Annotated in this window: 21 protein-coding genes and 1 pseudogene; 18 read left to right on the top strand and 4 right to left on the bottom strand. The window is 59.7% G+C overall.

The genetic code is table 11. From position 1 onward, the window contains the following. The first annotated feature begins 2 nt into the window (after window positions 1–2). Window positions 3–884 carry a DMT family transporter gene (locus IMCC21224_RS22310; RefSeq protein WP_047997799.1) on the top strand — a complete coding sequence of 294 codons (882 nt, stop codon included), beginning with the start codon at window positions 3–5 and terminating at the stop codon, window positions 882–884. Between the two features lie 272 nt (window positions 885–1,156). On the opposite strand, the gene IMCC21224_RS22305 is transcribed toward IMCC21224_RS22310, so the two are convergent. Then, window positions 1,157–2,149, bottom strand: coding sequence for a hypothetical protein (locus tag IMCC21224_RS22305; protein WP_156178401.1), 993 nt, complete (start codon window positions 2,147–2,149; stop codon window positions 1,157–1,159). A gap of 128 nt (window positions 2,150–2,277) precedes the next feature. On the opposite strand from IMCC21224_RS22305, the gene IMCC21224_RS22300 reads away from it, so the two are divergent. The 3 genes from IMCC21224_RS22300 to IMCC21224_RS29040 are packed head-to-tail and all read left to right on the top strand — an operon-like array spanning window position 2,278 to window position 5,841. After that, complete coding sequence (locus IMCC21224_RS22300) at window positions 2,278–3,951, top strand: Mu transposase C-terminal domain-containing protein (protein WP_231582183.1); 1,674 nt, start codon at window positions 2,278–2,280, stop codon at window positions 3,949–3,951. A gap of 16 nt (window positions 3,952–3,967) precedes the next feature. After that, window positions 3,968–4,834, top strand: coding sequence for a TniB family NTP-binding protein (locus tag IMCC21224_RS22295; RefSeq protein WP_009573528.1), 867 nt, complete (start codon window positions 3,968–3,970; stop codon window positions 4,832–4,834). Then, entirely contained in the window at window positions 4,831–5,841 is a 1,011-nt protein-coding gene (locus IMCC21224_RS29040; protein ID WP_082135417.1) for a TniQ family protein, read from the top strand. The genes IMCC21224_RS22295 and IMCC21224_RS29040 overlap by 4 nt, the downstream gene beginning before the upstream one ends. Before the next feature lie 16 nt (window positions 5,842–5,857). On the opposite strand, the gene IMCC21224_RS22290 is transcribed toward IMCC21224_RS29040, so the two are convergent. Together IMCC21224_RS22290 and IMCC21224_RS22285 are read right to left on the bottom strand one after the other, a co-directional pair. Then, window positions 5,858–6,469 (bottom strand): SMC-Scp complex subunit ScpB, encoded by a 612-nt coding sequence (locus IMCC21224_RS22290; protein ID WP_047997926.1) that lies wholly within the window; start codon window positions 6,467–6,469, stop codon window positions 5,858–5,860. Window positions 6,470–6,516: 47 nt separating this feature from the next. After that, the gene (locus tag IMCC21224_RS22285; protein ID WP_047997797.1) at window positions 6,517–7,401 is read right to left on the bottom strand and encodes a DUF1403 family protein; all 885 of its coding nucleotides are present in this window, start codon (window positions 7,399–7,401) and stop codon (window positions 6,517–6,519) included. Window positions 7,402–7,527: 126 nt separating this feature from the next. Between IMCC21224_RS22285 and IMCC21224_RS22280 the strand changes: the two genes are divergently transcribed. From IMCC21224_RS22280 to IMCC21224_RS22245, 8 genes are all read left to right on the top strand, one after another. Next, complete coding sequence (locus IMCC21224_RS22280) at window positions 7,528–8,667, top strand: tyrosine-type recombinase/integrase (RefSeq protein WP_231582182.1); 1,140 nt, start codon at window positions 7,528–7,530, stop codon at window positions 8,665–8,667. Window positions 8,668–8,855: 188 nt separating this feature from the next. After that, entirely contained in the window at window positions 8,856–9,737 is an 882-nt protein-coding gene (locus tag IMCC21224_RS22275; protein ID WP_047997796.1) for a recombinase family protein, read from the top strand. A 282-nt stretch (window positions 9,738–10,019) separates the two neighbouring features. Then, window positions 10,020–11,207 (top strand): plasmid partitioning protein RepA, encoded by a 1,188-nt coding sequence (gene repA, locus IMCC21224_RS22270; RefSeq protein ID WP_047997795.1) that lies wholly within the window; start codon window positions 10,020–10,022, stop codon window positions 11,205–11,207. Continuing rightward, entirely contained in the window at window positions 11,207–12,277 is a 1,071-nt protein-coding gene (gene repB / locus IMCC21224_RS22265) for a plasmid partitioning protein RepB (protein WP_053079162.1), read from the top strand. The genes repA and repB overlap by 1 nt, the downstream gene beginning before the upstream one ends. A 155-nt stretch (window positions 12,278–12,432) precedes the next feature. After that, window positions 12,433–13,482, top strand: a complete 1,050-nt coding sequence (locus tag IMCC21224_RS22260) for a helix-turn-helix domain-containing protein (RefSeq protein WP_047997923.1) — start codon at window positions 12,433–12,435, stop codon at window positions 13,480–13,482. A gap of 414 nt (window positions 13,483–13,896) precedes the next feature. Continuing rightward, window positions 13,897–14,109: a hypothetical protein gene (locus IMCC21224_RS28020; RefSeq protein WP_156178400.1), complete on the top strand. Its 213-nt coding sequence runs from the start codon at window positions 13,897–13,899 to the stop codon at window positions 14,107–14,109. 77 nt (window positions 14,110–14,186) lie between these two features. Continuing rightward, window positions 14,187–14,441 (top strand): type II toxin-antitoxin system prevent-host-death family antitoxin, encoded by a 255-nt coding sequence (locus IMCC21224_RS22250; protein WP_231582181.1) that lies wholly within the window; start codon window positions 14,187–14,189, stop codon window positions 14,439–14,441. Next, window positions 14,434–14,850 (top strand): hypothetical protein, encoded by a 417-nt coding sequence (locus IMCC21224_RS22245; protein ID WP_231582180.1) that lies wholly within the window; start codon window positions 14,434–14,436, stop codon window positions 14,848–14,850. The genes IMCC21224_RS22250 and IMCC21224_RS22245 overlap by 8 nt, the downstream gene beginning before the upstream one ends. A 28-nt stretch (window positions 14,851–14,878) precedes the next feature. Here IMCC21224_RS22245 and IMCC21224_RS22240 read toward each other — a convergent pair whose 3' ends face one another. Next, the gene (locus tag IMCC21224_RS22240; RefSeq protein ID WP_047997793.1) at window positions 14,879–15,172 is read right to left on the bottom strand and encodes a hypothetical protein; all 294 of its coding nucleotides are present in this window, start codon (window positions 15,170–15,172) and stop codon (window positions 14,879–14,881) included. A gap of 337 nt (window positions 15,173–15,509) precedes the next feature. Here IMCC21224_RS22240 and IMCC21224_RS22235 point away from each other — a divergent pair, with 337 nt between their 5' ends. From IMCC21224_RS22235 to IMCC21224_RS22215, 6 genes and pseudogenes are all read left to right on the top strand, one after another. Further along, window positions 15,510–15,995 carry a hypothetical protein gene (locus tag IMCC21224_RS22235; protein WP_047997792.1) on the top strand — a complete coding sequence of 162 codons (486 nt, stop codon included), beginning with the start codon at window positions 15,510–15,512 and terminating at the stop codon, window positions 15,993–15,995. Between the two features lie 39 nt (window positions 15,996–16,034). Then, window positions 16,035–16,973 carry an ArdC family protein gene (locus IMCC21224_RS22230; RefSeq protein WP_047997791.1) on the top strand — a complete coding sequence of 313 codons (939 nt, stop codon included), beginning with the start codon at window positions 16,035–16,037 and terminating at the stop codon, window positions 16,971–16,973. Window positions 16,974–16,996: 23 nt separating this feature from the next. Next, window positions 16,997–17,204, top strand: a pseudogene (locus IMCC21224_RS29035) (DUF6330 family protein). Between the two features lie 87 nt (window positions 17,205–17,291). After that, window positions 17,292–17,681, top strand: coding sequence for a DUF3768 domain-containing protein (locus IMCC21224_RS22225; RefSeq protein ID WP_047997790.1), 390 nt, complete (start codon window positions 17,292–17,294; stop codon window positions 17,679–17,681). 214 nt (window positions 17,682–17,895) lie between these two features. Next, a complete protein-coding gene (locus IMCC21224_RS22220) occupies window positions 17,896–18,927 on the top strand; it encodes an IS110 family transposase (RefSeq protein WP_047997789.1) in 1,032 nt (343 codons plus the stop codon). Window positions 18,928–19,393: 466 nt separating this feature from the next. Further along, window positions 19,394–21,376, top strand: coding sequence for a ParB/RepB/Spo0J family partition protein (locus tag IMCC21224_RS22215; protein WP_047997788.1), 1,983 nt, complete (start codon window positions 19,394–19,396; stop codon window positions 21,374–21,376). Window positions 21,377–21,397: the final 21 nt, after the last annotated feature.

The raw sequence follows: 21,397 nt of genomic DNA, 5'->3' as shown, positions 1-21,397 counted from the left end.
TCATGTTGCAAACACAATCAGCCAAGCTGACTGCCGCCGGACTTTGTGCCGCTGTCACCATCCTGTTCTGGGCGGGGTCTTTTCCCGCCATCACTTTGGGCCTGACCGGGTTCGACCCGCTACCTCTTGCAGCCTTCCGGTTTCTGATCGCATCAGTCGCGCTGTTCGGACTCGTGCTGTTCCGGAACGGCGGGCCGACGCTCCCAACGGTCCGGGATGCGGCATGGTTTCTGTTCTGTGGCGCTCTTGGGATCGCAATCTACAATTGCCTGCTGAATACCGGCCAGAAGACCGTCAGCCCGGCTGCCGCGAGCTTTCTGATCGCCTGTCAGCCCGTCTTTGCCGCTATCGTGGCAATCGTTTTTTTTCGCCAGCGGTTCGGGCGCGCCGGTTGGATCGGAACCGGCATCTCTCTTGGAGGGGCTGCGATCATTGCCACGGGTCAACCAGGCGGGATGGACCTTGGCGCCGGTGCGCCACTCATACTGATGGCGTCGGTCTGTTCCGGTGCGTTCTTTGCGTTTCAGAGGCCGCTTATCGCGCGATATGGTCCGCTGGTCAGCAGTTTCTGGACCTTGCTTGCAGGGGCGGTCCTGTTGTCACCATGGGCGGTCTGGGGCTTGGATCAGTTTGGCACTGCTCCCCCTTCCGCCCTGATGGCGCTGGCTTTTCTCGGGCTCTTTCCCGGCGCGCTCGCCTATGTCACATGGATGGTCGCGATTGACGGGTTCGGCGCTCCAAAGGCCGCAAACCTCTTGTTTTTCATGGCCCCTGTCGCCAGCCTTCTGTCGATCCCACTTGTTGGTATGTGGCCAAACTGGACGACTATCCTAGGTGGCGCGTTCGCAATCGTCGGCGTCTCGATTGTCCACAAATCCCGTTGAGGGTTATCGTTCGGTTGATCAGCGATTGCGGCCATTGGAACGCAACGCAGCATTCGGCGGAATGGGCTCACGACATCAGCCAAATGCGCCAATGCCGCGAAGCGGCTTCGTCCTTGGGCTCTTTTCCTCTTTCGCTGCAATTTTCACGAATGACCGCTTGGCCCCGCCCTACGGATGTAGCATCGCGCTCTGGGTCGGCGATGTGACACAAAAGTCGGTTTTGCTTGCTCCGCGCTCTTACGCTTCATCGCCTGCGGGTCTCGCTGAGGTCTTCAGTTGGTGGCGCGCCACATCCGATACCGACCCTGCCCGGTCACCTCGCGGATAAGGCCTCGCGTTTCCATCCAGGCGAGGTTGCGCTGGACGGCGGCGCGGCTGGCACCGGTCAGGGTCTCGGCCATTGGAGCGGAGACGACGGGCCATTCGGTCAGCACTGCGCGCAATGCTGGTGGTGTCTTGCCAGAGAGCGGGGCCATCATAGTTTCCGCCCGCGCTGACCAGGCTTCGATATCGTCGAGGTGCCGCATCGCGGTCAGGCATGCTGTTTCCATTCCCACGAGCCAACGCTCCAAGCGCTCAGCTGGTGGGCCACTAGCACGCAACCCCACCGCCCCGCGTATAGCCAGAGGCGCAAAGATGGCCCCCCCATACGAATTCGGGCCTTCGCTGGCGGCAATGCGTGCGGCGGTAACCGCTGCTTCCATCCGGTCGCCCTGTTGCCCGAGGCCCGCAAGGTTCCAGAGGTGAAACCCCATGCAGGCGCGTGTGATAGCGTGCAGGTCGGCGGCTTGCGCCATCAGGTCAAGCCAACCGCCCGCGCGATCCGCAAAGGGCTCGGCTTCATCCGCCATGTTTTCAGGGTCACGGCGATCGAGGAAAGCGGACAGGTCCACCTCTGGGCCGGGACCGCCTGTAAGACGCCGCACCGCCCATCCGACACGCGCGAGCGCTGCGGTGTCGTCCTGCACCCCGGACAAGCGCATGGATATCCAAAGCGCCAGCCGATCCGGGCCAATTCGGTCACCCACAAACCAGCTGAGGTCTGCCGCCTCTATCAGCGCGAGCCTGTGCCGCCAGCCCTCCGGGCCACGGTGCAGACGGTCATCCAGCGCGCCAATCCGGCCAGCCACACGGGCGAGATGGGCGGCATTGCCTGCCTCTGCCTTCCGCCAATCGTCGAGGACTGCGATTTCACGCAGCTCTGCCCTCGATCCGGGCGGCAGATAATCCGGCTCCACTTCCATCGGACCGGGCAGGAACCACATGTCGCATTTTCTTCACCATTTCAGCACATGATTATTACGTGATTTCTGGATGATACGGGGTAAGCACACATCATTTTTCAGCTTAAGGCTTCAATTTTGGTTCCGTATTTCAAAGAGTGGCGGCTCTGTTGGCGCACGGCGCAGCCAGTCTCGAAAGCGTCATACCGATGATGTCCGGCGGAGGGCATGTTTCGGATGAAGCGTGGACCAAGGCAACGCGTACCGCGCGTGAGCTGGACCGGATTCTTGACGGAGTGGCGCCCGTGCGTGAGGCCGTGGTGCGCGCGGCATCCGAGCTGCGGCTCTCGACACGCCAAGTCTACAACTATCTGGCGCGGTATCGGGAAGAGCGCAGGGTATCGTCCCTGCTGCCGCAAACGAGTGGAACAAGGAAACCTAGGATCAGTCCCGCGGTCGAGAGCATCATTGCGATGACCCTGCGGGAGATGTGGTTGCGCCCCGAGCAGCCGGACCTTGCACCAATCGTTGAAGAGATCCGCGCCCGTTGCGCAGAGGAAGGGCACAGGCCGCCCGCCTATGTCACTGTCGCCCGGCGGATCCCCACTCTGTTTGCCCCGGAAGAAATTGCCCGCCGCCGCCTGTCAGATGGTAAACACCTGCACCGGCTAAAGCCGCGACCGGGCTACATCCGGGCTAACCACGCGCTCGACGTTGTCCAGATCGATCACACGCCGGCAGACATCCAGTTTGTCGAGGTTATTGATGACTACGGTGTTTTCGTTGGGCGCCCCTATCTGACCATCGCTGCAGATGTGGCCACGAGCGCGATCATCGGCTTCTGCCTGACCCTCGAGCGGCCGTCGCGACTGTCTGTGGCACTTTGTCTGGCGCACGCGATGTGCTGCAAGATTGACTGGCTGGCAGAACGCAGTATCGATCATGCTTGGCCGATGCACGGTCGCCCAAAGCAGATCGTCGTCGATTCCGCCAAGGAATTCCAAAGCAGCACCTTCAGCAGAGGATGCGCGGACTATGGTATTTCCATTCGCATGCGGAACAAGGGCACCGTGCATCGGGGCGGAGTCGTCGAACGCCTGCTGGGGAAAGTGAACACCGCGCTACGCGCCTTGCCGGGCAAGACGGGGCGTTCCATCGCGGATCGGGGCGACTATGCCTCGGAAGCGCGGGCACGGCTCAGCTTCGCGGATCTCGAACGCTGCATCGCGCTCGCGATCATCGACCACAACCTGAGCCAGAATGCGCGCAAGCTGACCGTTCCGGCGAAAGAGTGGGAAGATCGGTTCCAGCCGAAAGACCGGCCGATCGATGCACCTGTCGATGTGCTGCTGAATTTCCTGCCACGCAAGACGCGGAAGATTTCACCTCAGGGCTTCAGTCTCTTCGCCATCGACTATTTCGAGCCCTGGCTTGGCCCGCTGGTTGCGCGTCGTGACCGGCTGGCCCCGCTCGATCTGTGCTATGATCCTCGCGACATCAGCCATATCTACGTCAAGGATCCGGATACCCAGGCTTGGCGGCCGGTCAGGCGACGGGACGGACTGGCCGAGCCGATCACGCTCTGGCAGCACCAGGCGGATCGACAGCGGCGGCGCGAAATCCAGCGGCGCCCTGTGCAGGAGGCATCAGCGATCCGACGCGAAATCGCCGCAACTGTTGCCGCCGCCAAAACCCCCAAAAGCCGTTTGAAGGAGATGACCCGCGCCCGGCATGCCACCGAGGCAAAGAAGCCTTATGCCGACTTCGCTACGCCTTCCGCCTCGGCCCAGGCAAAGCTCGACCCGGATCGTCCGCGGCGGGTCTTCCCAATCGAGGATTGGTAAGGTGCCGGACCACCTCATGTCCGCCACCGTCCCACTCTTGCAGGCCGATGACGCAGTGCGGATCGCCCATGTGCGCGCGCCGCGCTGGATCAGCCATCCGGCGGCCGGCGCGGCGCATGACGCGATGCGACTGCTGCTTGAGCGACCGCCATCCCTGCGCCCACGCGGTTTGCTGCTTGCCGGTCCCTACCATAACGGCAAGACCATGATCGCCGAACGCTTCGCCGTCGAACATCTGCGTGTTGCCGAGCAGCAAAAGGTGTGGGTGATTCAGACCCGGGAAGGTGCAGGGCTGTCGCATTTCTATGCCAGCATCCTGTCCGGATTGCGCGCGCCACAAGCCGCTGGCTGGCGCAGCCTGGCCCGCGCCGGCGATCAGGTCGATCATCTTCTGGAGCGCCTGAAGCCGCGCCTTTTGATCTTCGACGAGTTCCACAGCGCGTTGCGCGGGCGGCGCGAGGATGTGAAGGCCATCTTCTCGTTCTTGCGGCGGATCGCACGAGTGCATGACATCTCACCCGTCCTTGTCGGCGAAATCGCGATCTACGATGCGGTGCATGACACGGACGAAATGGGCTCACGCTTCGATACGATCCCCATTCCACGCTGGGCGTATGACGAGGATTTCGCGACACTTCTGGACAGCCTTGAGGTAAGTCTGCCGCTAGCCAATGCCTCCGATCTGTCGCGCGAACCCTTGGCAAAGATCATCCACGATCTGTCAGAGGGGCTGATCGGCGAGGTTATCGAAATAGTCACCAGGGCGGCAGTTGCGGCAATCTCGCGCGGTGAGGACCGGATCACGGGCGCAACCCTGTCGGACCTTGGCTATGTGCCTCTCTCGAGGCGCCGCAATTCCGCTTTGCGTCACGAGATGACATGAGGTTTGGGCCGACCGGGATCTCCGTGACGCCTGCAGAGCGGTATGAAGGCGCGGCGGGAAACCGTTGGCCCATGAGCATTATGCCCGCACCAGGTGAACTTCTGTCGAGCTGGCTGCACCGCCTCGCTTACGCAAACGGCATACCTCCGCACTATTTTGGTGCGCTTCTCGGAGCGCCAGGTCAGAACTGGTCGGCACGTCTTGATCGAGCGATGCCAGATCGCATTCTGCAGTTTCTGGGAGAACATACCCACATACCCTTGGAAGACATCGCGGCTCTGACCATTGCTCCTGACCCCTTGGCCCGGTTGCGTTTGCCCCTGCGGGCATCGCCTCAGCAGAGTTGCGCACCAAAGACGCAGGCGACCTGGCTGCAATTCTGCCCGGCCTGTCTGGCGGAAGACGAAACGCCCTATTTTCGCCGAGGCTGGAGCCTGGCGACACGCGTTTCTTGCTTTCGTCACGGTTGTCGGCTTCGAGACAGGTGCCCGTCTTGCGGACAAGGATTGGCTCCGTTCAGCCAGAAGCGTCTTGTGCCGCATCAGATCTGCGCCTGGTGCGGCGCGGCCCTCTGCAAACGCACCCGTCCCGCCGCCAACGGAGTTCGGCGTCTGGAGCGCCTGATCGACGATCTGCTTCGTTTGCATGCAGCAGGGCATCGAATGGCAGAGGGGCGATCTCTCCCGGACCTTCTTGGATCAGCCTGCTTTCAATTTGGTAAACAGCGCATGTCCATCGCGCGCCTCCCTCATCGAGATCGCTATCATCTGCTTCGGCAATTGACGGAAGGGCGGTCGACGCCTTTCGGAACGCGAAGAAGTCCCGCGATCTCTTATTGGAAACGCGTCGCTCAGGCTGCGCCAGCTTGGAGCGGACTGGTCACATCCTTCAGCGATGCCGTCCTGCCTCGGCCCAAAGCTGGGCCTTGCTCTACCACCGCTGGCCCGCATTTGGCGGATCTCGTTCAGGCGGCCGCGCGGCTCCATCAGCAGCGGCAGGTGCCCTGATGGTCTGAAGCAGGTTTCAAGGGCGCGCGGCCAGCCCAGCGTCATTCAGCTGTTCAGCGTCTGGCAGGTCGCGCAAGCTCTCCATCCCGAAAGCTGAGAGGAACGCGTCTGTGGTCACGAAGGTATAGGGGGCACCACGACGCGGCGCGCGCGGCCCAGTTCCAATCAGACCCTGCGCATGCAGCCTTCCGATCAGGTCCCGGCTGATCTCTTTGCCAAAGATGTCTTTGAGCCCATCGCGGGTGATCGGCTGGTGGTAGGCGATGGCCGCCAAAATCGCGACGTCGAACTCGTTCAGGTCCAGCAACTGGTCTCCGACATCCGCTGCGGCGCGGATCGCAGGCGCGTAAACAGGCCGCGTCCGGAACATCCACCCCCCTGCGACCATGGCAATCTCGAACGCCCGCCCTTCCAGATCAGCGGCAAGGTCTTCCAACAGCAGATCAACCGAAGTCCCCTGCCCCACTATGCGCGCCAGATCCTCGCGCGGTACAGGCGAGGCAGAGGCAAACAGCACCGCCTCGATCCGGCGCATCCATTCCCGCCAGCGCAACTCCGGTGGCAGGTCGAGCAACTCGCGATCAAGCTCAGCTTCTGGTCGATCCTTCGACTTCCTTTCCGGTCGCATGTCCGAACCGCGAAACCGGTTCCCACTTTCGCTGTCCATGCTCATGGCTACACCCCGTAGAGCCGGAATGTGTCGCGCCCGGTTAGCTCGCGGACCGCGCCGAGATCGACAAGCCGGTCACAGAGCCGCCGCGCCGCGCGGTCCGGCAAAGGCAGGGCACTGGGCGCCACGGCGTCCTGCGTCAGGAATATTTTCACCGCCGCCCCTGCCCCCTTGGCCCGAAGCTTTGGTGCAACTCCTTTCAAAAGCGAAGCCCGACGCGCGAGATCGACAGCCAGACGCGCGGCCTCGACCGCGGATGCGGTCACTGCGCGATGACAGGCTAGGCGCAAATCGTCACCCCGCTTGCGCAGGTCTGTGCGTTTCAAACCCGCGGCCAGCAGCGGCACGACATGATCCCAACCAAGCGCCTGGGCGAGGGCGGCGTCCGCGAGGATCAACGCCGGGACTTCGGCACGGGGTGCCTCCGTCAGGACAGCATCCAGCACCACCGCGGTACGGGTCAGCGGTGCCCCATTTCCCGCATCCAGCCACGTGGCGATCTGGCAAGACTCGATGGTCGGTAAAGCTCGGCTCAAAGCCTTGACCGACACCGACCGTTCCACCGCGCGACGCCAGGCAAGGTAGGTTTCGCCTGCCGGACCGGGAAGGTCGCCGGGACGCAGGAGGTGCACCGCGTCGCGCAATTCCCCCGCCCTCTCCATCCGACCGGAAAGCGCCACGCATGCCTCTGCGGCGTGCAGGGCCAGCCGGTCCCGCAACAATGCTTGGGGGACATCGTCTCGTGCAAACACATGATACAGGTGAGTAAGCGCTGCACCTGACAAAAACGCCACATCTTCAAAGGCTTCAGGACGTGCCGAGGTGACCCATGCGGGCATCCGGGGTAGAGTGTCTGTGTCGATGGAGTGTTCCGGTCGGGCAAATGTCATGACTGAAGCCTAAACCATCGCGGCGCTTTGCTCCAGAAAATAGCACAGAAAACGCCTCGCTCTATCTTTTGCCATGATGTCCGATAATCTTGCATTATCGGGCGTAAAAATGATATGCTCGAAAACATGAGCAGTCCTACGAATAACAGCACCAAAATCGAGGATTCCGACGCGTCTGGCGCAGAGATTTCGAGCTCAGCGTCCTATGACTCGTTGAACGGTGACGAACACGACAAGAGAACCTCTCGGGACCGAGCCTCAATCGCCCTGCCCGCCAATGTGGCCGGCTCCGGCGCACTCGACCGGCTGATCGATACCGCCCGTGGCTACGCCGAGGCCTCGACAGCCGGGAACACGAACAAGGCCTATGCGGCCGACTGGAAACACTTCAGCCGCTGGTGCCGGTTGAAAGGCACGGAACCTCTGCCCCCCGCGCCCGAGATGATTGGACTTTATGTGGCTGATCTGGCTGCACCAACCGGGAAGGCCCCTACCCTTTCGGTCTCCACGATCGAGCGCCGTCTCTCGGGGCTTGCCTGGAACTACAGACAGCGCGGGTTCACTCTTGATCGCAAGGACCGGCATATCGCCACCGTTCTGGCCGGGATCAAACGCAAGCATGCGCGCCCGCCGGTCCAGAAGGAAGCGATCCTGCCTGAGGACATCCAGGCCATGGTGGCCACCCTTTCCTACGATCTCCGCGGGCTCCGAGACCGGGCGATCTTGCTTTTGGGCTATGCAGGTGGCCTGCGCCGGTCGGAGGTGGTCTGCCTCGATGTGCATAAGGACGATACACCGGACTCCGGCGGCTGGGTCGAAGTCTTCGACGGCGGCGCCCTGCTCACCCTCAATGCCAAGACCGGATGGCGCGAGGTTGAGGTCGGGCGTGGCTCAAGCGGCCAGACCTGTCCCGTCCACGCGCTTGAGCAATGGCTACACTTTGCGAAGATCGACTTTGGGCCGGTCTTCGTGCGCACCTCGCGGGACGGCAAGCGTGCCCTCGAGTCCCGCCTTTCCGACAAGCACATAGCGCGACTGATCAAGGCAACCGTTATGAAGAGTGGCATCAGATCCGATTTGCCGGAAGCCAAACGGTTGGCAATGTTCTCGGGGCATTCCTTGCGTGCCGGGCTCGCCTCGTCGGCAGAGGTTGATGAGCGCTATGTTCAAAAGCAACTCGGACATGCGTCGGCCGAGATGACCCGGCGCTATCAGCGCAGGCGCGACAGGTTCCGGGTGAACCTGACCAAAGCCGCAGGGCTGTGAAGCTCAGGATTCTTGACCCATTGGTGAAGCGCTAAGGTGAAATTCCAGCGCTTCAGTTTCAGCTTACTGCTTCAATTGAAATCGGGAACTAAACGCGACAGATGACGAGCGCCACTGAGCACGCCCTTGCATCTGTTTTCAAACGGTCGTTTATTGGCGGTATATGAAACTGCAAAAAGACTGTTTTGATGCCATTGATAGGCTACGCGCGCGTTTCAACAGAGGATCAAACCCCCCTGCCCCAGTCGCAGGCCCTGAAATCCGCGGGCTGCGCCGAGATCCATGAAGAACAGGCCTCGGGCGGCAATCGTGCGCGGCCGGTGCTTGCGCGGGTGTTAGAACGCATCGGCAAGGGCGACACGCTGGTTGTCGTGCGGATCGACCGCCTCGCGCGATCCCTGTCGCATTTGCTGGAGGTGATCGAACGGCTGGAGGCCAAGGGTGCGTTCTTTCGTTCCATTCAGGACCCGATCGACACCGGATCCCCGCAAGGCAAGTTCACGCTGCAGGTCTTGGGCGCTGCGGCCGAGTTCGAGCGCGCCCTGATCCGGGAACGCACCAAGGCTGGCCTCGCCAGCGCGCGCACAAAGGGCCGCGTGGGCGGGAACCCTGGGCTGCGTGCCAAAGACCCTGCTGCTCTTCGCAAAGTGCGGCTGGCGCGACAGGACGGCTACATGGAGCGTTTGAACGAGACGGCACAAGATTGGGTGCCCCACGTGCGCCGGTTGCGACCCGACTTGGCTTGGGAGGACGTGCTGCGCATCATCAACGGCCCCTTGCCCGAGGCGCGTCGCTGGACCCAAAGCCGCCTGCTGCGCGCTGTGAAGGCCTATGTCCGCGACGGCTTCCTGCCTACCGAGGTGCTGGCCCGCGCCGGGCGCCGCGAAACGGACGATCGCCTGCCCGCCATTATTGCTGGCATCAAGGGCGCAGATCCTGACATCACGCTTCAAGCGATCTGTGAACGGCTGGAATCTATGCGCGAACGCACGCCCCGTGGCCGAACGAGATGGCAGCCCTCATCGGTCAAGATGCTGTTGGAGCGAGCCGAGAGACTGGGAATGATTTAAGAGACTCAGATTCGTTCTTTGGAAGCAAAACCGCCTATGTGAATCGGGTACATCTTGCGTTTAAGAGATGGCAGCGACACAAGCACTTGACGCGCTTGATCCGCGAAATAAGATAAGTCATTGTAAATAAATGATTTCACCGGATACCGGCCCACCATTTGAAAAAATCCTTGCCTGTCAAACGCTTTCCTGACATTTTTGCGGAAGAACGCTAACCATCAGTTTCCGGCGGTTTTGCGTTCCTTCTCAAGATAGACCCGGAAGACGGGCGGCGGGACGGGCATGAACGAGCAGCGGATCAGAATGGATCAAAAGATCCAAACGATGGCGACACGTCTAAGCAAATCGCTTGATGTGAATATGCGCAAGTCGTTTCTACCTGATGAACGAAAGTCTCTCAGACGCTTCTCATCCACGGAAGTTGCCCAGATCCTCGGGGTAAGCCAAGATTTTTTGCGGAAGATGTTTTTCGAGGACAAGCTCGATCTCGGTGAAATCGAGACAGACGCCCGCGGCCGCAGGTTCTACACTGCAGAGCAAATCGATATAGCGCGCCACGAAATAGCCCGGTCAAGCACCAAGTTCCAGCATATCGTTCCTCGTCGTCGGGATGGGGAGCATATCCAGATCATTTCGATCGCCAACTTCAAAGGGGGCGCTGGGAAGACGACAACGGCGATCCATCTGGCCCAAAAGCTTGCCCTTGATGGTTATCGAGTTCTGGCAATCGATCTCGACCCACAAGCCTCCATGACCACCATGTTCGGTTTCCGGCCGGAAATCGACTTCCCTGAGGCCGGAACGGTGTACGATGCCCTTCGGTACGAGGACCCTATCCCATTTAGAGACGTTGTGCGCAAAACGTATTTCCACAACCTCGATCTAGCCGCGGCCGGCTTGTTGCTCTCTGAGTTCGAGACCGAAACAGCACACGCCCTTCGAAACAATATCAGGCCGCCGTTCTATCAGCGGCTTGCCCTTTGCATTAATGAAGTCGAGACAGACTACGACATTGTCGTCATCGACTGCCCACCGCAACTCGGGTTTACCACACTATCGGCTTTGGTAGCGTCAACATCCCTAGTCGTCACTGTCATTCCAAGCATGCTTGACGTCGCCTCGATGGCCCAATTCCTGCAGCTCACATCCAGCCTCATGGCAACAATTGCTGATGTGGGCGCATCGCCCGACTGGGACTTCATGAGATTTCTAATCACTCGTTTCGAGCCCAATGACGGCCCCCAAACCCAGATGGCGGCATTCCTGCGGACCATGTTCACGGATGACGTTCTTACTCAGCCTTTCCTGAAATCCTCCGCAGTCTCTGACGCTGGGCTCACGCAACAGACACTGTTCGAGATCGCCAGAACGGATTTTCATCGCCAGACGTACGATCGGGCTATCGAGTCCATCAACGGGGTTGTGGCGGAGGTCGAAGGGCTCATCAAAACGGCATGGGGGCGTAAGTAATGGCCCGCAAAGTCACATTCGACATTCCCGAGGATGAAGAAAAGCAGCAGAGCTCGTCGATTTCTCCGACTCGAACCCAGTCACGAGCCCCTGCCCTTTCGGGAATGGCCCGTTCTCTTCAGGATGCGGCACAATCTTCAATTCAAGAAATCAGTACCGACCTTATTGATGATTCCGAGTTCCAGGATCGTCTGGCCCTGGATGACGAAGATGACATCAGGGAGCTGGCTGAAAGCATTGACAAGCAGGGACAGCTTATCCCGATACTTCTGAGCCCCGAAGGGGGGCGGTACAGGATCATCTATGGGCGCAGGCGATTAGCGGCCCTTCGACTTATTGGCAAGCCCGCAAAGGCTCTCATCAGAGGCTTGGATGAGGATCAAGCGATTCTTGCACAAGGCCAAGAGAACAGCTTCCGAAAAGACCTCAGCTGGATCGAGAAAGCCCTGTTTGCACGTTCTCTCATAGAGTCCGGCAAGGATGAGGGACTGGTCTGTGACGCCCTCAACATCGATCAGAAAGCCAGGAAAGCCGGTGACAAGCTCACGGGACTTGCTCGTATGAAACAAGTCACTTCCTGTATTCCGACTGAACTCATCCAAAAGATCGGGGCGGCACCCGGGGTTGGACGGGATCGTTGGTATGCTGCCGCAAAGTCTTATGAGAGCCTTGGCTTCTCTGGAGATGAAGGGTTTCCGGCCGGAAACCGAGAATTCCATGATGCTCTCATGGAATCCAGAGGTTCAGGCAAGACCTCCGACGAACGCTTTGCGATCTTCGAAGGGCTCCTGAAACAGCACAAGCCCCCTGCCCCATCGGCAATCAAGACAAAACTCGGGATGGTGAAGGTCACCAAAAGAAACGTGATCATCACCGTCAAGAACGGAGATGACGGGCTTCATAAGTGGATTTCTGAGAATCCAGAGGCCGCTCTTCTCGCGTTGGCGAACGCGAAGACCGCTGGTCCAGGGCAGATCATTACCCCAGAGAAAATGGAACCCATAGGTAACCCAGTCTCCGGCAGGGATCAGGATCTTGATGGTCCTGACATAAACGATAACGAAAACTGAGCAGAAAGGAGGACAGGCCAGAAAAGGAAAGACCCCCCGAAAGCAGTGCTTCCGAAGGGCCTCGATTAGCTTAGACACCTGATTGATACCCCGAAGCCGAATCGTTTTCAACACCGTTCGCGGTGAACGGGGAAGCTTTTTCAGCCGACATCATCATGAGACAGGTATTTTCTCACACACCCGCCTTGGCGGAACGATCTTCTGTACCCGGTACGAACCCGTACAGGGTCATCGAGCCGATCCGAACGCTTCGCAAAGAACTCGGTCTGACACCAAATGACCTAGTAACACTGCAGGCCTTGATCAGCTTCATGCCGAAGAAGGCCGGACAAACAGCTCCAATGACTATCGTCTTTCCCTCAAACGCATCATTGTCTGAGAGAACGAACGGCCTGAACGAGAGAACGATTCGACGGTGTATCGGACACCTCGTGGATGCCGGGCTGATCCAGCGCAGGGATAGCGCAACCCGCAAACGGTTCCCTCTTCGCTACGGTGGATTGATCAGAGATGCCTTTGGCTTCGATCTGCAGCCAATGTATGATCGGGAAAGAGAGCTCACCGAACACGCAGAACAGCTTGTGGGCGATCAGGAAAAGCTACGGTCGCTCAAGGCGGAGGCACTGGCTCTTCGTGTCGAGGCTTTGCACCAAGCAAAGGATGTTGAGACTGTCTCATTTCTCCAAAACGTACGAAACATCCTACGCCGTGCAACTCTCAAAGCCGACGAAATCATAGAGCTTATCAAGAGGCTGGCAGAGTTGGTCGGAGCGACCATCAGAGAGTTTCCGGCCGGAAACCATGACACTCAGGAAACAATGCCCGACCAAATGTCCGGCGACGACGGACAAAATGTCCGGCACGTAGAACCCACAAGATTGAATATAAAAAAGGATAGAGCAGATGCGCAATGCACCTCTGGTTTTCAGGAACGCCGAGATCCAACAATTATGGCTTGGACGGACCTGAAAAACGTATCGGACTTCTTCCCGCATGAACCAAGAGATCATCAATCAGTTCTCGAAATATTGGCCGATGTCGGAAAATTGCTAAGAATAGAACAAGGCAGGATCATAAAACACCTTAGAGAACGAGGTCCAGGGCAGCTCCTTATTGCACTCGACGAATTAATTTTGAGAGCCAGCACAGGACAGGTGAAAAACAACAACGCCTACCTCGACGCTATGATGAGGCAAGGAAACTGATGCTCTTGCCACATAAACTCGACCGGCTGGTGAGTCTGCTTAGCCATCGAAGATCAAGAGACAAATGCGGCACACTTCAAACCATACGATCATCAAGAAGAAGAATGTTGGTTTGAAGGTTAACCCAGATCACCCGCGTCAGGTGCAGGTCTGGGATGTGATCAACTTATCATGGAACAAGAAGCCATTCCAGGTTTGCTAGATGTTCACAGACGCCTCGGCCCAGGTGGCCAACCTTACCGCCGTCTTTGTCTCTGTTAATGCTTATAGCGCTGAGGGTGGCACAATGCTGCTCGATTGGCTGGTGACGGATGAAGAAGCGACCCATACCAAACTACTCTCCGAGTATCAGGCCTTGGAAAAAGAGTACGCTAGACAAGATGAACTCCCCCCGAGATCGATACGCAGCTTGGCGTGTTGGAAGCAGAGATCCAAAAGATCGAGATCCGGCCGATAGCCTTGAATCCGACAGACATCGGGCGGGCAGGGGCCTTCGTCATGTTTGACCGCTACGGCGCGTTGGCAGTCTCTCGCGGCTACGACCACCTGACCTCGGACGAGTCCATTGAAGACGGCAACACCGCCTATGAGTACACCTACACTGAGACCGTGCGGCGGTTCGGATGACACATGGAAGAGCTCAACCCATCTCTTGCAGAATATCCAGAATGTATGTATATTCTGGAAAAATGGAGACCATGATCATGCATGAGCTTCCCGAGTTCAAGGCGGCCGACCTGACGCGGCACACAAGTGACCTGTTCGACGCGGCCATTCGGTCGCCGATTGCGATCACCAAACATCGCAAGCCGAAATTCGTGCTGATGAGCATGGACCAGTACCAGCACCTCACCCGGGGGGCCACGCAACAGGCTCATACGGTTGACGAGATGCCCGAGGATCTCAAGGCGCTGATGATAGAAGGGCTCGAGCGGGACTTGACGCAGGCTGATGACTAAGCCGAGTGCTGGAGAGGTTTTCCGCTATCCGTTCCTGTGGAAACGCGAGCAGATGGCGGGCGAGACCGAGGGCCGCAAGACACGGCCTGTCTGTATCGCCGTCACTGTCGCCAAGTCCGATAGCGAGACCGTGGTGTTCATCCTGCCGATCACGACGCAACCGCCCTTGCCCTCGCGCAAGTGCATCGAGGTGCCACAGATCGAGTCGCAGCGTGTGGGGTTGGAGACCCATGTCCGCAAATGGGTCATGCTGGACGAGATCAACACCGATATTCTGGAGCGGTCCTATGTCTGGGAGGACCGCACGCCCATCGGCACGTTCAGTTCCGTCTTCACATCCAAAATCCAGTCCAGCCTGATCGCGCTTGCCAGGTCGGGCGGGGCATCGATTGTTGATCGGCTGAAGTAGTCTCAATCACCGCAGGGGCTACCCAGCTTCATTTGTTCCCATCGATCCATTTTGACATCAGCCCCTTGTCGCGGAAACACTCATCCGGGACGGCGCGGCGTTTGATCCGGGCGAGACGCTCGGCGAAGGCGATCTGCTTCGATGTCGGGCGGCTGTCCTGCGCGCCCGGGTTCAACTTGGCTTGTGCGTCGATCCAGGCGCTCAGGGACCGCCGATCTTGCTGAACCTCCCACGGCAAAAGCGTCTGGTTGCGCAAGGCCAGCGCGCGCGCATAGGCGATCTGCTTGGGCGTCGCGGGCAGGGCGTAAGTGGTGCTTTCCATCGGGGATCTCCCTTCTTAGCGTGGTCCTTAAAATAGAACATAACAGGAACAAAATCAAGCCACCTGCGGAAATCATGGGGTTTGAGAGGAAGAGGAGGGCCGGGGGAGGTCAGGCCTGAGGATGCCCGAAAGAGGGTGTCCGGGCCTGATCCTGTTCCTCATTGGGGTCTGATGCCGGAAAGTGCAGGATCCTGCGTTCTCATGAGCTTCGCATTTAACAATCTCCGGCATCAGATCCCTAAAGAGTGAAAGTGTCCTTCGGGTTTTGTGACTAACGGATGAGGGCCTTTGGGGTCCCTCAGATGGGTCCGGGCCGGGTTCCGGTCTGCCGTTCCTGATGAAGGGCATTCCCATGCAAACAGGTGTCTTGCGCGTGTTGCGCGCGACCGCTGCCTCGTGGTGGCGACACAAGGAACTACGCCGAACCGGCCAGACGGGCCGGGCACAGCAGCTCGAGCGCGAGACTGTCCTGCGTGATCTCGGCTATCTGAAGCAGGCGGCGTTATTGCCAAACGTGCATGTGATCTGCGGAGAGGGCGGGGCATTCATCCATCTTGGTTGGACTACCGTTTCGACTCTCGCGCCGATTGAGCGCTTTCCATTGGCCACTCTTGCAGTCGCACGAGGGACCCCGTTCATTGATCTCCGATCCGTCGCCGATGTGATTGCCTTTGCGAACTTGCCGCGCGTGGCGCGGGACGGATCGCTCGACCCAGACCATTCGGATGCCGGCAGGTCCGTTTCACTGATCGGCTACATCGACATGGTCGAAGGGCTCGGCGCGAGGATCCTCAATGATCCGCGGCCCCGTCAATCAACCTGAGCCCCAATCTTCTCACCAACACTCGAAAGGACGCCAGCCATGGCCCGATCCCACACGCCCAAATTCGATGCCTCCGAGGTCATCACCAACGAAATCATCCGTATTATTGAGCGCGGCGTGCTGCCGTGGCGAAAGCCCTGGACCGCAGGTGGCAGCTCTCGCCCCCTGCGCGTGGGCGGTGAACCCTACCAGGGAGTGAACAACTTCCTGCTGACCATGCGCACCGTGATGGCGGGCCACAGCTCTCCCTTCTGGATGACGTTGCCGCAAGCCAATGCCTTGGACGCAAAGGTCCGCAAGGGCGAGAAGTCCTCTGTCGTCGTTTACTACGGTCAAAGCCGGAGGGACGCCGGCGATGAGGATGACCGCAGCGACGGGGATGATCGCTCCGAGGAGGCCCGCGTCTTCCGCTTCCAGAAATCCTACCGTGTGTTCAATGCCTGCCAGATCGAGGGCTTGCCCGACAGCTTCTTCCCCGATCCGGAGCCCGTGCCCGAGCATCCGCCGTCCGAGCCCATCCCGCACATGCAGGCGTTTTTCGATGCCATCGACATCACGACCGTCTTCACAGGAACGGAAGCGTACTATCTACCGCCCGTGGACAAGGTTTACATGCCATCCATCACGCGGTTCCAGGACCCGCGCAATTTCTACGGGGTCTGGGCCCATGAGCTGGCCCATGCCACGAAAGCCCCACATCGACTGAACCGTGATTTCGGGTTCTCGAAGTTTGGCAACACGTCCTATGCGCGCGAGGAGATCGTCGCGGAATTGACCTCGGTGTTCCTGGGTCAGACGCTCGGCTTCACGGCGCATACGCTCGAGATGAATGCCGCCTACCTCCACAACTGGTTGCGCGTTCTTCGGTCGGACAAGGGTGCGATCTTCAAGCACGCCGCGGATGCGCAGCGCGCCTGCGACTATCTGATCGCCAGATCGGAGATGGGCAGGGCAGGGGGCCGCGCCGAGGCCGCCTGACCACATGGAGAACGGAGACTCCTATGTCACGTAAGGAACCCAAAACGCTGCGGGTGGCCTGCTTCAACGACGGCCGCCGCAAGATCATCACCTTCAAGGCGGAGCCTATTGGTGGAGCCCGTCCGAGGGCGCTTATCCGCTCTCGGACGGGCTCGAGAGCATCAAAGAACAAGGCGGCTGATCGAAACCATCCCCAACCCGAATTACCGACCCAAGGGGTTGTTCGGGTAGAGGCCATTCCGCCTCGGTCCTGCCGCCAGCCGGAAAAGGAAAAGTGGGCTTCGGGAAGGGTGTTTCAACTTCTCAAAGGAGAGCCCTATGACCATCACTGCACAGCCCCAGCCAGACCGTCCGGATCCGAGTGTGATCGCGGCGCAGAACGACGCGTTTCGCAAGCTCGCGTGCCTTGGAGTGCCGCCCGCCCAGCCCATCCAGGGCCGGATGCATGTCACCCGCTCGCTTATGGAGGCCAGCGACGGCTTCATGGCCGAGGCGGTGAAGGCCACTGGTGAATTTGCAACATTCGAGCCTGAGAATGATCCCGAGGGATGGCACGATTTCGGAGCGGTCGAGATCCGGGGCGAGACCGTGTTCTGGAAAATCGATCTCTATGAGGCAAATTCGGATTTCCGCTACGGGGCTGAGATCCCGGACAATCCTGCCACCACCATGCGCGTGCTGACCATCATGTTGGCGCGCGATTGGTAGGGCAGGGGACACCCCCTCCTGACACCACAGGCGATGAAGGCCCACTGCCCCCTCAAAGGGAGAGATGCCGTAATGGGGCTTTCGGCGAATCGGACAGGTTTCGCTTGTTTGTCAGTATGATCTGAAGTGCCGTTGCCCTTGATGCGCCTGCAGCGCGTCTACGAGGTCGTATGTTTCCATGCGCCTCAATTCCTAAGAATAGAAGGGCAACGACATGAATGTATTTATCGGATTGGATGTATCTCTGGCAAGCACGGCGATTTGTGTGCTGGGGCCACAGGGGAGAATTGTTGAAGAATTACAGGCGGAGAGCGAGCCTGAGGCATTGGTACGTGCAATAGCGTCATTGTCATATTCGATCGATGCGATCGGGCTCGAAGCCGGACCTTTGTCCCAATGGCTGAGCAAGGGAATGGAAGAAGCTGGCTTTGACGTGGTCATGATGGAAACACGATTAGTGAAGGCAGCCTTGAAAGCCATGCCGATCAAGACCGACAGGCGCGATGCCCAGGGCATTGCGCGCTTGCTTCAAATGGGATGGTACAGGCCCGTGCACCGCAAATCTGTGTCCTCCCAGGAAATCCGCGCGTTGCTGACGGCGCGCAAGTCAGTTCAGCAGGCCATCATCAACCTTGAGCTTTCGATGCGGGGTGTTCTGCGAAACTTCGGTCTGAAGCTCGGGCATGTCACCCGGATCAGGTACGAGGCCCGGGTGAGGGAACTGGTTGAGCAAAATGAAATCCTGTCCGCGTCGACTGAGGCTCTTCTGCGCGCGCGTTCCCAGTTGCGCGCCGAGTTGGCTGACTTGGATGCCAAAATCGCGGGTCTGACAAAACACGACGATGTTTGCCGTTTGATGATGACGATGCCGGGTGTCGGTCCGATCGTCGCCCTGACAGTCAAATCCGCGATCGATGATCCGACCCGCTTTGCGCGGTCGAAGGATGTCGGACCGTGGGCGGGACTTACGCCGAGGCGCACGCAATCCGGAGAGATGGACATCGTTGGACAAATCACGCGAGCTGGTGATCGCGGGCTCCGAACCGCGTTGTATCAGGCAGCGATGATCCTGATGCACCGTGGTGCCCCGAACTGGCTGCAATCTTGGGCACTTAAAGTAGCGCACAGGCGTGGAGCGAAGAGGGCCATGATTGCACTTGCTCGACGCATTGGCGTCGTCTTGCACCGCATGTGGATAGACGGCACGCCGTTCCGCTACACGCAGAACTCCGGCGCGACTGCATGAGCGGGAAGCTTCAAGGACAATTCAGAGCGGAGGGTTGAGCTGCGCCTCATGACAGGTACGTCGAGGTCCCTTGCCGGGACGAGGTTCCTGGAGATGCCGAAGGCCCGCAAGTTATCAGCAGATGCTGAATACGCGGGAAAGATGGGCACCCAGGACCAGATTTGGACCAGGCATAGAGTGGCAGCTATGAGGCTGACTACGGACGGAAGAACGAAGCCCGGGTAGGGGATGTCCCTCAGTCCTGATGTGCGGTTGCAGTGAAAAAGGAAAAGTAAGCTTTTGAATTTGTGTCTTAAACTTGGTGAGGAATGAGAACTTCGCCGGGATTTTTGACTTGCCCGAAACCCTTGACAGAGGCCCGCCCCATTACGGAAGTGGGCCTTTTGTCGTGGTGATCCCCGAAGCTGGGGATTGGTCACGCGCGTGAACGCGCGGGCCGCTCCAAACCCACCGAGAAGGACATCCTATGACTGCAAGCTTCAAACCCATCTCCGTCGGCATCGGCGATCTTGTCGCCCACCCTGCAAATGTGCGCAGCAATTCCTCGGAAACCTATGATCCCGAGAACATTGCGCATCTTAAGGCCAGCATCGCCGTTCTGGGCTTGCTCCAGCCGCTCCTGGTCCAGAAGATCGACGGTAGATACGCCGTGCTCGCCGGTGGCCGGCGCCATGCCGCGCTCAAGGAGCTGGTTGCCGACAAGTCCGTCAAAGGGTTCACCGCGAAGACCATGGTAGACTGCCGCTTTGTGCCGGAGGATTGCGACGTGACCACAGCGCTGTCGCTCGCCGAGAACATCACGCAAGCCCCGATGAACGCGATTGACGAATTCGAGGCCTTCGCCCGGATGATGGAGGTCGACGGCCAGACGCCCGAGAAGATTGCCAAGACCTTCGGCACCACGGTAGCCGCCGTGAAAGGCCGGTTGCGCTATGGCCTTATTCACCCCGAAATCCGCGCCGCGGCTCGGGGCAAGGTGATCACGCTCGACACGATGAAGGCCTTCGCCGAGCACCCGAGCCAGGAGGCGCAGCGCCAGGTCTTCGAGGCGCTCACGAAGGACGGAGGCTATCTGCAGGCCTATACCGTCCGTCAGGCCCTTAAATCTCGCGGCGTGCAGGTCAGCGATGATATCGGGGCTTTCGTGCGCGAAGACTACGAGGCACGCGGCGGCGCTGTCGCGGCTGATCTGCTGGAAGAGCATTCCGTGCTCGAGGATGCCGCGCTGGTCGAGACCATCCTGCTCGAGAAACTCATGACCGCCGCTGAGGAGGCCCGTGTGAGGCTGGGCTTTGCCTGGGCCGATGCGATGCTGCGCTATGATAATGCGACCATGGCCGACTACGGCCGCGTCTATCCCGGCCCGATCGAGCCCGACGAGACTGCCCAGAAGCGCATCGATGAGATCACCGCCGAGCTTGAGAAACTGCAGCTCGAGATGGAGGATGAGGGGCTCGAGGACGGTGCCTACAATGCGCTCTATGACCGCGTGGATGCTCTGGAAGAGGAAGCCCGCGACCTGCAGGAGGCCTACAGCGCCGAGGACCTGGCGCGGTCTGGGGTAATCGCGTCGTGGCAGGGTGGGCAGATCACCCTCCATGTGGGCCTCGTGCGCCCGGAAGACACCGTGAAAGAGGAGGGCGCACGCGGCTCCTCAAGTAACCCGACGGGGGAGGAGGCCCCGGACGCTGGCGAAATCACTTATCCAGCCTCACTGGCTGAGGACCTCAAGACCGAGCGGGCCATGGCGCTCGGGGCCGCAATGGCGCTGCATCCCGAGGCCACGCTCGATCTGACGCTCTTCAAGCTGGTGAGCGACGTTCTGGCCAGCGGAATGATTGTCACGCAGGCGATCAAGGTCGAGGCCCGCAAGGAATACCGCAGCCATGCCAAGATGGACGAGATCGATGAGACCTCGCTCGAGCAGGTGGCGGCGGCGCATGAGGCGCTTGATCTGTCCTGGCTCGATGACACCCGCGCGCCCGCCGATCAGTTCGCGGCGTTTCGCGCGCTGGAGGCCGGCGAGAAGGCCAAGCTCGTCGCCTATGCCACGGCCAGCACCACGCAGTCCTGCTTCGCGCGGGACCGCCAGCGCGACAGCCTGATGCATGCGTTCGAGATCGAGATCATGCCCGACATCCGCGCCCACTGGACGCCGAATGCGGCGCTCTTCAACCGCTTCAAGAAGGCCTGGCTCCTTAAGATTCTGGGCGAGGATCTGGGTCTGGCCCAGGAGGCTGTGACGCTGGCCTCGTCGAGCAAGAAGGAGATCGTCGCCTTCTGCGACAAGCTCTTTGCAGAGCCCTTCGCCACACTGACGGACGCGCAGCGCGCTGCCGTGGCCGCCTGGTGCCCGCCGATGATGCAGACCGCGGGTATCGCCTTTGATGAGGCGGCACCCATTGCAGAGACCCCGGAACCTGACGGCGAGGTCGCGAAAGCGGCCTGACGCATCAAGTGACCCGCGCGA

Source organism: Puniceibacterium sp. IMCC21224 (genome assembly GCF_001038505.1).
In the GTDB taxonomy this organism is placed as follows: domain Bacteria; phylum Pseudomonadota; class Alphaproteobacteria; order Rhodobacterales; family Rhodobacteraceae; genus Puniceibacterium.
Note: the sequence above shows the minus strand (reverse complement) of the source record. Positions and strands in the feature narration are given on the sequence as shown.

Bases quoted from the DNA above. Each gene is read 5' to 3' on its own strand.
- IMCC21224_RS22310 (WP_047997799.1), top strand. From the start codon at position 3: ATGTTGCAAACACAATCAGCCAAGCTGACTGCCGCCGGACTTTGTGCC.
- IMCC21224_RS22305 (WP_156178401.1), bottom strand. From the start codon at position 2,149: ATGTGGTTCCTGCCCGGTCCGATGGAAGTGGAGCCGGATTATCTGCCG.
- IMCC21224_RS22295 (WP_009573528.1), top strand. From the start codon at position 3,968: ATGTCCGCCACCGTCCCACTCTTGCAGGCCGATGACGCAGTGCGGATC.
- IMCC21224_RS29040 (WP_082135417.1), top strand. From the start codon at position 4,831: ATGAGGTTTGGGCCGACCGGGATCTCCGTGACGCCTGCAGAGCGGTAT.
- IMCC21224_RS22290 (WP_047997926.1), bottom strand. From the start codon at position 6,469: ATGCGACCGGAAAGGAAGTCGAAGGATCGACCAGAAGCTGAGCTTGAT.
- IMCC21224_RS22285 (WP_047997797.1), bottom strand. From the start codon at position 7,401: ATGACATTTGCCCGACCGGAACACTCCATCGACACAGACACTCTACCC.
- IMCC21224_RS22280 (WP_231582182.1), top strand. From the start codon at position 7,528: ATGAGCAGTCCTACGAATAACAGCACCAAAATCGAGGATTCCGACGCG.
- IMCC21224_RS22275 (WP_047997796.1), top strand. From the start codon at position 8,856: ATGCCATTGATAGGCTACGCGCGCGTTTCAACAGAGGATCAAACCCCC.
- repA (WP_047997795.1), top strand. From the start codon at position 10,020: ATGAACGAGCAGCGGATCAGAATGGATCAAAAGATCCAAACGATGGCG.
- repB (WP_053079162.1), top strand. From the start codon at position 11,207: ATGGCCCGCAAAGTCACATTCGACATTCCCGAGGATGAAGAAAAGCAG.
- IMCC21224_RS22260 (WP_047997923.1), top strand. From the start codon at position 12,433: ATGAGACAGGTATTTTCTCACACACCCGCCTTGGCGGAACGATCTTCT.
- IMCC21224_RS22250 (WP_231582181.1), top strand. From the start codon at position 14,187: ATGCATGAGCTTCCCGAGTTCAAGGCGGCCGACCTGACGCGGCACACA.
- IMCC21224_RS22245 (WP_231582180.1), top strand. From the start codon at position 14,434: ATGACTAAGCCGAGTGCTGGAGAGGTTTTCCGCTATCCGTTCCTGTGG.
- IMCC21224_RS22240 (WP_047997793.1), bottom strand. From the start codon at position 15,172: ATGGAAAGCACCACTTACGCCCTGCCCGCGACGCCCAAGCAGATCGCC.
- IMCC21224_RS22235 (WP_047997792.1), top strand. From the start codon at position 15,510: ATGAAGGGCATTCCCATGCAAACAGGTGTCTTGCGCGTGTTGCGCGCG.
- IMCC21224_RS22230 (WP_047997791.1), top strand. From the start codon at position 16,035: ATGGCCCGATCCCACACGCCCAAATTCGATGCCTCCGAGGTCATCACC.
- IMCC21224_RS22225 (WP_047997790.1), top strand. From the start codon at position 17,292: ATGACCATCACTGCACAGCCCCAGCCAGACCGTCCGGATCCGAGTGTG.
- IMCC21224_RS22220 (WP_047997789.1), top strand. From the start codon at position 17,896: ATGAATGTATTTATCGGATTGGATGTATCTCTGGCAAGCACGGCGATT.
- IMCC21224_RS22215 (WP_047997788.1), top strand. From the start codon at position 19,394: ATGACTGCAAGCTTCAAACCCATCTCCGTCGGCATCGGCGATCTTGTC.